The following is a 13,498-nucleotide window of genomic DNA, read 5'->3' on the forward strand; positions in this document are numbered from 1 at the left end:
TTTTCATGATTAAATGGATGGAATAAATACTCTAGAAGATAATGCTAATAATCAGATTAATCCATTGTGGCATGCTCAAGCAGCAGTAAAGGGTAATTTTTTTGATCAAACATTTGTAGACAACAATTTTTCTACGTACAGTTCTGTAGTGATTAGTCAATCAGAGTTTGATACTTATAAATCAACAGGATCAGATTGGTGGATCGTTTGCTCATTTTACCTCCTTTCAGTAACTCAGGAATCTCAAACTTTAGAAAACGGCAATGTAGGTATAGGAATATTGAGCCCAAAAAATAAACTAGATGTAAAAGGTACGATCCATTCTCAAGAAGTAAAAGTTGATATGACAGGTTGGTCTGATTTTGTGTTTAAAAAAGAATATGATTTACCAACATTAGAAAAAGTAAAAAACATATTGCCGAAAAAGGACATTTGGAAAATATTCCTAGTGAAAAAGAAGTTCTCGAAAATGGAATTAATTTGGGTGAAATGAATGCGAAACTTTTACAGAAAATTGAGGAGTTAACACTTTATATTATTCAACAGGAAAACAATAATATAAACAATCAGAGGAGATTGATTTATTGAAAAAAGAAAATCAAAAATTCCAATCGATTCTGGAAAGAGTGGTTAAATTAGAAAATCAATCAAAATAAAAATCTGTTTTATATGAAAAATAAACTAACTTTTATTGCAATAATTGCTTTTTCATTTTCTATAAAAGCACAACTTTATACTCCAAGTGGAACAATCTATGGGACGTCTATTAATAATAATATAGGAATTGGGACTGGTAATACTGTAGCAAAACTTACTATTCAGGCAGGACCGGATGGTTATCCTACACCTTTAAAAGCTATTAGTATTTGTGGACCAAATTCACCGGAAAATGCAAATTCAGCTCAGGATGTAAGTTGGATTTTGCTGCTGCAGGTTCAGCTGTTATAAGAAGTTACAGAGGCGGCGGTTATGATACCTATTTACAATTTTTAACCAACAATGCCAATGATAATTCTTTAGGTAATTCACCTGAGGTTCGTATGCACATTAATGGAAATGGAAATGTTGGAATTGGGACAACAAATCCTTTAGCAAAATTGGCAATTTATAATGGAAATATATTAGTAAAAAATAGATAATGTTGATAATCTTTCTGCTGTAATGATCACGCACTCTGTTAAAGATGCCAATTATACTGAAGTTGGGACAAAAATTGCTACAATTGTACAAAACGCAGGAAGCAATGCTTATGGAATGCAATTTTTTACGATGGAGTCTCATTTAACAGGACAAACAGAGAAGCTTAGAATTTCAGGAAATGGCAATGTAGGTATTGGTACAATAAACCCATTAAACAAACTAGATGTAAATGGAACAATTCACTCCAAAGAAGTAAAAGTGGATATGTTAAACTGGTCAGATTTTGTGTTTAAAAAAGAATATGATTTACCAACATTGGAAGAAGTTGAAAAACATATTGCCAAAAAAGGACATTTAGAAAATATTCCAAGTGAAAAGGAGGTTCTTGAAAATGGAATTAATTTGGGAGAAATGAATGCTAAGTTGCTTCAAAAAATCGAGGAAATAACTTTGTATATGATTGAGATGAAAAAGGATATTACAATTTTAAAACAAGAGAATAAAGAACTGAAATCAGAAATTTGCAGGAAGTAAAAAAGAAAAATATTATTAAACTAAATACCATGAGAAATTTATATTGATTTTAATATTACTTTTTACAGCAATTAGTAATGCTCAAAACTATAATAATATTGTAAATTATTCCATATATGGTACTCCCAGTTATGGCGTAAAAATAAAAACGAATTTGCCGTTCCTTCCAGCAAATCAGATGCCTACTATAACGATAGTAGGTTATAATTATAATACAGCGGAACCTATAAACTTAACCCTTGTTTATTACATTTATTTTAATGTTCTTCATCCGATCCCTCAGCGTATTATTTTCATGAACCAAAAATTTCCTCGTCAGGAAGTTACACTCCGGAAATTTATCTATCTAATGAAAATGGAAAGGTCGTTATTTTTATAAATGATAAAGTTTATTTTCAAAGATTTACAGTTAGTGCTTATGCTACAGGATTAAGTGAGACTAGTGCCTGGTTTCAAGGATGGACAGCTGTTGATGAACCAATGACAGGGACTAAAACGGTCGAAGTTCCATATCAAAATAGATTTAAGGGTAACGTTTATCTCTCTGGAGGAAGTATCTGGAATGCTGCGGGTAATGTGGGGATAGGAACTGAACATCCGGATGCAAAATTAGCGGTTAATGGTACGATCCATTCTAAAGAGGTAAAAGTAGATTCAAATATTCCTGTACCCGATTATGTTTTTGCAAAAGATTATAAATTAAGAAGTCTGCAAGAAGTAGAAAACTATGTAAATCAAAATAGCCATTTACCTGAAATCCCGTCAGCAAAAGAATTCGAGAAAAACGGAATTCAATTAGCAGAAATGAATATGGCTTTGCTTAAAAAGGTAGAGGAATTGACTCTTTATGCGATAGAGCAGGAAAGAAAACGGAGAAACTATTAAAAGTTATTGAAGAGCAGAATAAAAGATTAGAAACCCTTGAAAAATCATCAAAAAAATAAAATTCTTTTCTAGAAAAAAAATTAAGCCACTTCGTTAAATTAGAGTGGCTTTTTTTTGTCTTTTTTGGAGATATTTTTTATTTTTTAGATTCAGTATATTTCCAATCGCTTTAATTCTGCTTCTACAATTTCAAAAAGTATAATTTTAAATTTCTGGTTGATACCTGCCCGAATAATTGTATTTTTGTTTAATACACAGCAAGTAAATAATAGATTAACCGTATCCTACAGTTCGGAACCTGTTTTTTACATTTCACTTAATTCTTTATTGGTAATTATTATCTTTGAACTATGAGCACATTAACAAAACCAAATCATATAGGGCGAAAAATCAGCCGTATTCGTGAACTGAAAGACATGAAGCAGGAAGCTTTGGCACAAGCTTTAGGAACAAACCAACAAGCTATATCTGCTATGGAAAATAGTGAAACCATAGATGAAGAAAAACTTATTGAGGTGGCGAAAGCTCTTGGAGTAAGTGTAGAAGCAATTAAAAATTTTTCAGAAGAAAGCGTATTTAATTATTTCAATAATTTTTACGATAATAGTCAGGGAACTGTAGGGAATTATCATTGTACATTTAATCCATTAGACAAACTAATTGAATCTTACGATGAAAATAAAAAACTTTACGAACGTTTATTGCAGGCTGAAAAAGATAAAGTTGAGTATTTAGAAAAATTAATGAAAGGGAAATAACCTTTAAAAGCAATAAAAAACTCCATTGAAATAATGGAGTTTTTTATTGAAGATTCCAGAGCTTTTTAGTTTGAAATTTCCTCAAAACAATCCGTTTAATGAAGTGGCTTTTGTTTGATTCAAATGGGTGCGAAGTTAGGAGACATTCAGCTTTTCATGAGAAATTTTTGGATAGCGGTAGTATTCTTTCAAAAAAAATGCGGATTTTAATTCGAATCATAGTTCTATAAATATTATAGTAAGCATCCTTGTCGTTATATTTATACGCCATAACTATTGAATATGGCAATGAAGATTCAAAGTCTCCTTTTTCATCGAAGTATATACATAGTCTGGTATATAAATCCTTATTCCCAGAATTTAAAATAATTTCTTTTGTTTCTCTTATTTCAGAATCTTTTAAAATTCCATCATTACATGAACTAAGTAAACAGTTTACGAAAAAACACAATTGTAAGTATTTTGCTTTCATTATTAATCATTAGTTTATTTATTAAAGCACACCAGCTGCGCAAATGTCTCTGACTTTGCGCCATTTGAAACAAATATAATTGAAAAAAATAAACCTCATAAAGTCTCCTGACTTTAAACTAGATTTTAATAAAAACTCAAATAAAATTCAATTACAATTTAATACTTTTTTAATCTTAGTCTTTTATAAATGCAATTAATTGACATCAGTATTATTTGAAAGCTAATTGTAAAAAGTTAAGAACTTTTATGAAATTCACGTTTTAAAGCAACAAAAAAAGCGCAAAGTCAGAGACTTTTGCGCAGCTTTTCCTTTGTATTGAGTTATTTATAATTACTTATTCTTCAACAATTCACCTTTACTGTTGTACAACAATAAGCTTTTTCTAGCTTTTGTATAGCCTCTACTTGCTGATTTTTCTAAATATTTGATGGCTAAATTTCTAGTCTCTGTATCCAATACATTTAAATCTTCAATTGTCTCTTCATCATTACCACTTATATAACTATTAGTTCGATACAAATCGTTATATACATCATAATACGCTTGAGCATATTGATATTTGTTTGCCATTATTAACGACACACGCAAATAATCAGACCTGTGACCGCTTAATGCATAAATCATAGATAGTTCCTTATAGGCTAATGTATCACCTTTATTTACTATTTTGTCCATTAAACTATCAACCTTCTTTTTATCATTAAAATAATCTTGATAAACTCCTAAAGTTGATTTCGAATTATCTTCAATCTTAGGCTTTACCTCTTTATTATCTTTACAATTACAAAAGATAAAACTAACAATAGCCAAAATTATTAAATTTGTTACTTTCATATTAAAACAATTTACCAGATGCCCTATATGTGCTATATAGCATCCTACTGATTTCTTTTCCATTTTGATAAACTACTCTATAACCTTTATTATCATTATATTTGATATTTGAACTTGCTCCATTAATTACAGACTTCCCACTTGCATCATTTCCATACATAACAAAACCATCAAATGCAACAACTGTTGCGTTTGGATGAGCTTTAGATATTTTTTTTGCCATAGATTTATTTCCGGAGCCTCCTTGACATATAAAAAGATTTATTGTAAAAGCCCCAAATCCGCCTTCTATTTGTTTTTTATATGCAGGACTTACCTTTGACATTCTTGTATCAAAATCTTGAGCATTATCAATAAAAGGACCACCCGTTTTATAATCAGCAAAAAAACCTTCGCCTTCTCCATCAACTCCTCCATGACCAAAGACGTCAAAAATCCCATCTCCAATTTGGTAATTTTCTGGTTTATTTTTTTCATCAAATGTTCCAGCGAAATTAGAATGATCACGTGCGAAAAAATTGACTGGTGGTTCACTACCATCATTTGATGTTTCATCGCTTTTATTTTCACTTCCGTTACTATTTAAACCAATACTACCCATGGCATCGCTAAAAGAAACAGTTTTATCACCATCATTATATACTCCTTTATTTCCTTTGTTATGTTCTTCCCAATTATATGTCGCCTGCATTCCATCAGGATCAATAAAAAAGACAGGATTATTAAGTGCGTATGTATAAGGACTAAATCTTCTGGATGTTTCAGCCAAAGGATCAATATTCATCCAGCGACCAATCGCTGGATCATAATTACGTGCCCCAAAGTCATAGAATCCAAGCCCCAGCTCGTCTTGGAGATCCTTGCCGTTGTACTTATACTTCTGAGCTGGATTTGATGAAACGATCATATTATTGTTATCCTTCTGTTTTAATCCAAAAGGATAATAATTGTTTTCTTCCACTATTTCGTTTTGCCCATTTTGTGTTATTTTTTCTATTTTTAACTCATCAAACCATGCACTTCCCTTTACAGTACCAGTGTTGTAATCAAGGGTTATTCTTGAATTTATCGTTTTAATATTGGCTGGTACCGTAACAATCTTTTCAACATATATCCATTCGCCTTTAGTAGTGATGTATTTATAATCATACAGTGTTGTATATTCAGTTTCTCCTTCTTTTTTTCCCATCAGTTCCAATCTGGCACGAGACCATTGTGTTATGTTTTCTAAAAGAACCCATCCTGAAATACGATATTGCGTATCTACAGTATTGTTTACGGCAATCCACTGTGTACTGTGCACAGATCTCGATACGTCTTCCACATGTACATCTATTCTTCCTGAGCGATTACCAGAATGTTTTACAGCTGTGTCAAATGCATCTAAAGCATGTCCCCAGCTGGCACCGGTACCATCCCAACCTGTTGGGTTTTCAAAACTGTCTTGCCATAAAGTCTGAGAATTTGTCTGGCTTGTAATTACACCATCATTGTTATTATCAGCATAACTCAATCTTATATTACCTAAATGATCTTTGTATTGATATACATATTTATAAGAACTGCCAATAGGCTCAATATAACCTTCTGGTTGGTTAATAAATTTTAAAACAGATCCGTTACCTTCTTCAAAATTTTGAACATATTGAAAAGCTCCGGCATAAATAGTTTCTGTTACGTCTCCCTCTTTGTTTACTCTTTTCTTTTGTTTTGTTCCTAAAGCATCATAAATATAATTAATTTTTGAATAATCATCATCTCTAAATTTTATTTCTACAGGAAGGTTCAAATAATTATATAGTATAGCAGTAATTTCTTTATTACTATCAGTACTCACGTTTCCATTATTATCATAAGTATACTCAACAGCAGTATTACTTCCATTATTGAATCCTTCGGTACTGCCTGATACATCTTCTACTTTGGTGAGCTTATTTCCAGTATCATAAGCATAAACCAGATTGTCCATAGTACCAAATAGAGTAGCGGTAGAATTGGTATTCCCTAATCTTAAAATACTCATAATGTTACCATTTTTATCATATTTGATACCTTCGTTATATCTTCCCGGGTTTATGGTTGAATTATCTGTAGCTTGTGTTAACCTGTTTAAATTATCATAATTATAAGTATAATTTCTTAAACTATTGTCAGTATTGGCTGTTCTCCAAAAGGTCTGGCTAATATTGCCATTAAACAATGGAGCTCCCGTTGTTGGAGTGTTATAGTTTATCTGAAAAGCAAATAAATTATTACTAATGTTATTTACATTATTAATACCTTTTAACCAGCCTCTAATATTGTAGCTGTAATCAACGTTTTGTAGTCGTGATTGTGTTGTTGCTTTACCGCCAACACCTTTCGCTATTAGCTGCCCTAAACTATCGTATGCATTATTTGCAATTATTTCCTCCGGCTGATTATTAATAGTTTGTTTTTGTGTTAATGCTCTGCCTGCATGATCATAAGAATAAGTATCAATGATAGTTATCATACCATCACTGTCTTTTTTATGTGTAGAGGTAGTCTGTAGTGTTTTACCAGCAAAATCTAACTGGGTTTTTACTGATGCAACTATATTTAAATAATTATTTTTATTATAATTATAAATAGATCTTCCTTTAGTATCATAATAGCTAACATTGGTTGTCCAGGCTGATGTTCCTAGAATACGTACTTTAGAACAGGTGGCTAGTCCTTTGGCATTGGTAGCAGGTGTAATGCCATATGATATAGCCGCTGTTCCCTGATCTAAATCTATATCAAGATAGTTATCATAATAAGTTATGGTAAAAAGGTCAATTCCTGTATTTGGAAAAACAATATTAGAATAATTTACACTTGTACCGTTAATATTTAAAGCGTCAGCCTGTTTGTTTTCAAATAAAGCTGAACTATCATTTGCCAAGGCTTGTACAGAAGGTCTGGTTATTTGTACGGAATTTATGTATTCACCTGTATATACAGGTCTGCCAAAAGCATCGTATTTAGTAAACATCCATTTGTTGCTGGCTTTTAAATTAGCATCTTGCGAAAGTATCGGTCTGTCTAATTTATCATAAATAATATATTCCCATTCTTTACCAGGCAATTTTTTTTCAACTAGCCTATTTCTTGTATCATATCTATATTGATAACACAATTCTTTTAAAGCAGAATCACTTATTGCTCCTTCGGCTTTAGGGGATAAAACATAAGTTAAGTTTCCATAAATATCATAAATGTAATAGGTATCGTGCTTAACTTCTGTTTGAGATGCATAGTTAGAATAAGTGCGTTTTAAAATAAGTTTTCCTTCTTTATTTTTAAATTCTTCTGTTGTATTATTTTTACCACTTACCCAATTTTCATCTTTAGTTATACTCTTATACAATTGATTATCAGAATAAGTTGTAGTAGTAGAAACAGCTGGAACATAAACACCATCAGAATTTAATGTTGTTGTAACCACATAAAGTTTAACTTCATCAGCTGCTGTTGCACTATTGGTTTGATAGTCTAGTTTTATTTCGTGACCAGAACCTAATGCCCAGTCTTTTCCGGAGAAGCTTGCAATAATACACGATTTAAAGGTGAGTTTTCAAACTTCTTTTGAGAAAATGGGTTAGGAAGCGCATTATCAATATCCTGAGGATAATTTAATTTATAGTAATCAATAGTTCCGGATTGTGCATCAACGCTTTTTCTGTATGATGCAACAGAACCCAAATTATCCATATACGGTAAATATTCTTTTTCTTGTCTACCAATATTATCATAAGCAGTATGTGTAATAATATCTGTTTTATTAGGCGAAGCCTTTATACCAATATTCTGAATTGGTCTGCCTAAGCCATCATAATATACAACACCTTCTATAACGTCAGAATTATTTGCTATGGCATCACTAGACTTTAAACCCGTTTGATATTTGCGCGTAAAAACGAAATTTTCATTGCTTAAAGCAAAAGGAGGAATGTATTCGTCGGCACTAATTTTTGCCCAAAATGTACTTCCGGCCAGTATATAAGTATTAGGGCTAAGTGTAATACTTTGTGTTGCAATAAGGGTTTCATTTCCTGTTACTGTATAAGGTGTATTTATGCTTCCTTTTGTTATTGTTGCCGGAGTTTGAGCTGTCGTATATATAGTAAATAACAACAAAATAATTTGTATGCTATATCGTTTGTTTTTTTTCATCGTAATCTTATGATTAGGTTTTTAAATCCTCTAAATTATAGTCCGTCTTCAGAAAGAAAGTCAGCTTGATAATTTAGATTGTCGCTACTTGATAATCCTTGTTGAAAAGTTATTATTTCACTTTCAAAAGACAAAGGCGGACCCGAATCAAATCTTTTTGTAGCAATACAAATTAATTTTCCTCTCTTTCCGTTTAGCGATGGCGGAATAAAGAAAAGATCTCTAGATTCTAAAGTTCTAATGATTGGAATTTGCTGTCCAGTGTTTTCAATTTTTAAATACCAATTAAAAGTATAACTAGAACTATTTTCTACTTTTTGAATTACAGATTCCCTATCAAATCTATATGCTCCTTTATTCACATAAAAACTAGTATAATATTCCAGCATATACGGAAAAGTTATGAAAGATGGAAAAGCTATAGGAGTAAATATATCTTCATTATGAATTCCGCCTGTTGGTCTAGGAAAATTAAATAAAGGATGTAAGCTAGGGTTAGTAACACCTGTCCAGGTAAAAGTTGTTGGAAGCCATGCCGGAACAGGAATGTCATAAAATTGAAAATTATCGACCCATATTTTAAAATCAGATGGCTCTGGGTTGCCATTATCAATTGTCCACGGAGAATCATTCCAATATCCGGGATCTGCAGGTGTTGTTCCCGAATTATTTCCAATTCCATATCCTGAAGTTTTGCTGCAAACATCACCAGAATAAAAATCAGAAATACTTAACTTATAAAAGGCAGGTAAATTATCATAATCATCCAGCCCGCTTTTAAATTGCATTAAATTGCTTTTTGCCAGATAAATGACAGTCTTTCTAATAGGATCCTCACGATCATAACCTGATGTTATTTTTGCAGAACAAACTATTCTGCCAAAAGTTCCTTCTAAACATTTTGGTATAAAAAAGATATTTGAATATTCCTGAGCTTGCGGAAGTTCTATTTTTTTTCCATCAATTTCCATCCACCACGTTAATTCAATAACTCTGTTTGGTCCAAGAAATTTAGGATTTTCTAATCCTGCAAGGCTAAAAGAATAACCAGACCTTTCGGCATAATAATTACACGTATATTCTTCCAAAGGATAAGGCAGATTTAGTTGTCTATAATCATCAGGTAATGGTGTATAACCCGGGGTATAATGTACACCTGTCTGAGAAGGATTGGGAAAGTAAAACTTATCATGAAGGCTTAAGATGTTTCTTCCTTTGTATGGAGCATCATCTGGTAATTTGTCTTCCCAGCTTACTCCTCTGCCACAAGCTACAGGTATTTTATATGATGTATAATCACCAACTATTACTTGTAAATCAGTATCATAAATTGAATTATCTTCTTCTGATGGAATTCTTATGCTGTTTTGACAATCATTAGGTACGCCATTATAACCATAACAATATTCTTCAATAATATTTTGATCCTGGTCTTTGATTTTTTTAAGGCGATTTAAATCATCATATTCATATGAAATTAAATTTCCTTTTGGATCCACAATTGTTGTAATACCTATTAAAGGTTTGTATATATAAGACGTAACCATTGCACTGCCTAAATTGGTTCTTATCTTTTCAATTTCATTTTTTAATTGTTCTTCTGTATAGCTTTGCAAATACTCAAGAGTTTCAGAATTACTTTTCCCCAATGAAGTCATCACTTGAGAATAAGTTGCATTTTCAATTTTAGCAATAGGTTTAGAGTAGTTATATCCCCATAAATATACGGAATGCGTGTCATTTTTTTTGGATGATTCTATTGAATTACCAAACTTGTCATAATCATGAAACTGGATTTTTTCTTCAAATTGATTAGTCGCTGTTTGTATTCCTTTAAGAGTTTGTATTGCTCTTGGCAGAATCAAAGTTTTGTTGCCTTTAGTAAAACTATTGTATAATACTTCTTGTGAAGTAAGATCTTCCTGGCTTTCGCCTGTTTTGCGTAAAGTTTTTAAAAGCACTGGTTCTGCAATACGATTAGCAGTGACAAGACTTGTCATTAAAGGAGTTGTAAAGTTATGCGGATAACTGGTTTCTTTTATTAAAGAAGTTGTAACTCCGGACTCATTAACGACACTTTCTACTGCTTTTGGCAATGAATATTTTAAATCATAAGTAGTTGTAGTAATATTTTGAACCTTGTTTTGATCGTATTTTGTTACTGTTTTAGTTTCATTAGTTAAATTTCTACTGGCATACACAGAAGGATAAAATGCAAAATCCGGTTCTATTGGTTCAGCATCAAAATGTTCAGAAGGAAAAACTTCTTTCCTCGAAATCCCAACTTTATCAGTAATTTGATCAAAAATATCATATTGATAGCTATTTTTGGTTTCTTCAACCAGAATATTGTTTTTGTCGTATTTTCTAATAAACTTTAGTTTACCAATTAATAATTCAGTATTATTAGTTGTAGGAAGCCTCCATCCATTATTTAAACCAAACTGAATCTTGTTTTTATCATAATCTCTGTATGTAAACAATGGTTGTTCGATTGGAAAATCCTTTCTTGTAGAAAATATCTTTTCCACATAACCGTTATCAGCATTTTCTTTAATCAAAACTCTAGAATATCCTACGTTTGATCCTTCCACTACGTCAAAATCAGTTCTTGAACTTGTAAAAGTATGCAGCACAAGCCCTGTTTGAAGTGAGTATGACCCTATACCTAAGTAAGTAGCTGCTAATGATTCGCTATAGGCATGAGAAATTCCAAGTGTAGGTAAATTATTTAGAATACCAGAAGAATTACCATTAATATCAAGGTAATTATACTTGTGTACTTGTATAGCTCCTTTCGTATCTACCAATTTATGAATTGAAATTCTTAAACCGCCAGATTGAACATTTTGTCCGGTTAAGGAAGAATAAAAATCATTTAATTCATATTCAAATTCCTCTCTGCCACCAGTTGGATATTGTACTTTATTTAAAACACCCGATTTTGTATAAGGTAAAGAAGGCTGTAACGACCTTCCTTGAGTAACAAAACTTGAAGGAAAAATAGGGAAGGGAGAAACTGATAAATCTTTTTTATTAGGGCTGTAATATAATTTAGGAGGAGGAATAAGGCAAGAAGCACAACTCACAGAAGTTACATTATTATATTCACTTGGTACAGGACCATTTGCATATCCTAAATAATCTGTAATAGTTGAACCTCTTTCCGGAAGTTTAATATCATCATTATAAAAAAATCGATATGGAGGTATAACTGCATTGTTTTTTCCTGTTTCCTGTACCGTTAATAGGCGTAGTCTTTTACAAGTAGGTTCAGCGCACTTGTTATTAGAAACCATATAGTCATATTCTAACTTTATCGTTTTTATAATATTGTTATTAATGTCCTTAATAATGATTTTTGATAAAGCATAATCTCCGGGCAAATCTTTTCTAGGCTCTTCATACTTAAATTCAACAGATCCTTCAGCATAATTTATTTTACTTATTCTGTTTAAATTTGGAAACCTAATTTCAGTAGAACTTAAATTTTGAGTCGATTGATTACCACTATTATTTGTTACTTCATAATCAGATGTTTTTCGATATTCAGGATAATTTATAGCATATTTTTCATAGGTAAACGTAACCTCATTGCCCTTGAAATCTTTTATCGAGCTTAACTTATAAGCCATTATTTCCTGAGATGTAAGATCTCTGCTAGATTCTATACTTGCATAGGTAGTAAAAACATCTCGGTTAACATATTGATTTACATCTAATTGATCAAATACATATTGAGTTCCGTTTATATTAGTTATCTCTATTTTATTAACTCCCAGTATTTTTCTTTGTGGCCCTCCATCGAAAAAGCTTAAATCTCCCTGAAATTTAATATTATCTCTAAATTCTGGAAAAAACGGAATAACTGGTGATTTGCCTATTGTAGTTGTAATTTTATTACCCTGATAAGCAATTTCCATTACCGAGGCATCTTTTCTATGGGTAAAGGATGTATTAAGCCCTGGTGCATTTACATAAAATAAATCAGGAGATAAATCTTTTTTTGTAGTTATGATTCCCATATCAAACAATGTGTAGACTTTATCAACACCAGAAGTTATATCGTAGTAATTATTTAAAGAAATGTTTTGATTTTGCAAAAGCCATCCAACTTCCTTGAGTCTCATTCCTAATACAGTACTTGTACCAAGTTGGGAAAATTTTAATCTATGACTGATAGGATCACCTAATGCTCCTTCAACACTAAGCTTAAAATCTTCTATTCCTTTTATTACTTTTGTTACAATTCCGCCTGCATTTAAAGACCAGTTTTGACCAACGTTAGAAGCGGTTTCATCGACTTTAACACCTGTTGAAGAGTAATTTAATTCAATTGGAATATTAATTTGTCCTATTTGAATTTGGTATATTGGAACATTTATACTTGCGGAACCGGTATATTCTCCAACACTTGAAAAATTCACCTGTTTAAAACCGGCTGCATTTGGAGCACCAATTTTTGGAGTAAAAATTTCACTATAAAGTAAATCGTTAAGATTTGTTGATTGAGTATCGGTGCCACCTCCAATTGGTCCCTGATCGATTGGTTCTGTGGGATTATCTCCTCCTGGAACCTGAGTTTGAGATCTAACATTAAAAAAGAAAAAAATAAGAACAAATAAATAATAGTAATGTTTTTTCATAAATTAATCTATAAATTGGTTTTTGGCTTTTAGTAAAATTTGGTTAA

10 protein-coding genes are annotated in these 13,498 nt (G+C 31.5%); 6 read left to right on the forward strand and 4 right to left on the reverse strand.

The window, feature by feature from the left end:
• Window positions 1-13 precede the first annotated feature (13 nt).
• The 6 genes from OLM54_RS00005 to OLM54_RS00030 all read left to right on the forward strand — a co-directional run bounded on the left by OLM54_RS00005 (window position 14) and on the right by OLM54_RS00030 (window position 3,317).
• A complete protein-coding gene (locus OLM54_RS00005) occupies window positions 14-493 on the forward strand; it encodes a hypothetical protein (RefSeq protein ID WP_264536574.1) in 480 nt (159 codons plus the stop codon).
• A 176-nt stretch (window positions 494-669) separates the two neighbouring features.
• Window positions 670-948 (forward strand): hypothetical protein, encoded by a 279-nt coding sequence (locus OLM54_RS00010; protein ID WP_264536575.1) that lies wholly within the window; start codon window positions 670-672, stop codon window positions 946-948.
• On the forward strand, window positions 915-1,139 hold the full coding sequence (locus OLM54_RS00015; RefSeq protein WP_264536576.1) for a hypothetical protein: 225 nt from the start codon (window positions 915-917) through the stop codon (window positions 1,137-1,139). Before OLM54_RS00010 ends, OLM54_RS00015 begins: the two co-directional genes overlap by 34 nt.
• A 22-nt stretch (window positions 1,140-1,161) precedes the next feature.
• Window positions 1,162-1,674 carry a hypothetical protein gene (locus tag OLM54_RS00020; protein ID WP_264536577.1) on the forward strand — a complete coding sequence of 171 codons (513 nt, stop codon included), beginning with the start codon at window positions 1,162-1,164 and terminating at the stop codon, window positions 1,672-1,674.
• Between the two features lie 480 nt (window positions 1,675-2,154).
• Window positions 2,155-2,559 (forward strand): hypothetical protein, encoded by a 405-nt coding sequence (locus OLM54_RS00025; RefSeq protein WP_264536578.1) that lies wholly within the window; start codon window positions 2,155-2,157, stop codon window positions 2,557-2,559.
• Between the two features lie 350 nt (window positions 2,560-2,909).
• Complete coding sequence (locus OLM54_RS00030) at window positions 2,910-3,317, forward strand: helix-turn-helix domain-containing protein (protein ID WP_264536560.1); 408 nt, start codon at window positions 2,910-2,912, stop codon at window positions 3,315-3,317.
• 805 nt (window positions 3,318-4,122) lie between these two features.
• Here the strand turns inward: OLM54_RS00030 and OLM54_RS00035 are convergent.
• The 4 genes from OLM54_RS00035 to OLM54_RS00050 form a co-directional block, all read right to left on the reverse strand.
• A complete protein-coding gene (locus tag OLM54_RS00035; protein ID WP_264536561.1) occupies window positions 4,123-4,626 on the reverse strand; it encodes a hypothetical protein in 504 nt (167 codons plus the stop codon).
• A 1-nt stretch (window position 4,627) separates the two neighbouring features.
• Window positions 4,628-8,077 (reverse strand): RHS repeat-associated core domain-containing protein, encoded by a 3,450-nt coding sequence (locus OLM54_RS00040; RefSeq protein WP_264536579.1) that lies wholly within the window; start codon window positions 8,075-8,077, stop codon window positions 4,628-4,630.
• A gap of 71 nt (window positions 8,078-8,148) precedes the next feature.
• Window positions 8,149-8,805, reverse strand: a complete 657-nt coding sequence (locus tag OLM54_RS00045; RefSeq protein ID WP_264536580.1) for a DUF6443 domain-containing protein — start codon at window positions 8,803-8,805, stop codon at window positions 8,149-8,151.
• Between the two features lie 35 nt (window positions 8,806-8,840).
• Complete coding sequence (locus tag OLM54_RS00050) at window positions 8,841-13,451, reverse strand: hypothetical protein (protein ID WP_264536581.1); 4,611 nt, start codon at window positions 13,449-13,451, stop codon at window positions 8,841-8,843.
• Between the last annotated feature and the right edge of the window lie 47 nt (window positions 13,452-13,498).

This window comes from Flavobacterium sp. N1736 (genome assembly GCF_025947065.1).
Classification (GTDB): Bacteria; Bacteroidota; Bacteroidia; order Flavobacteriales; family Flavobacteriaceae; genus Flavobacterium.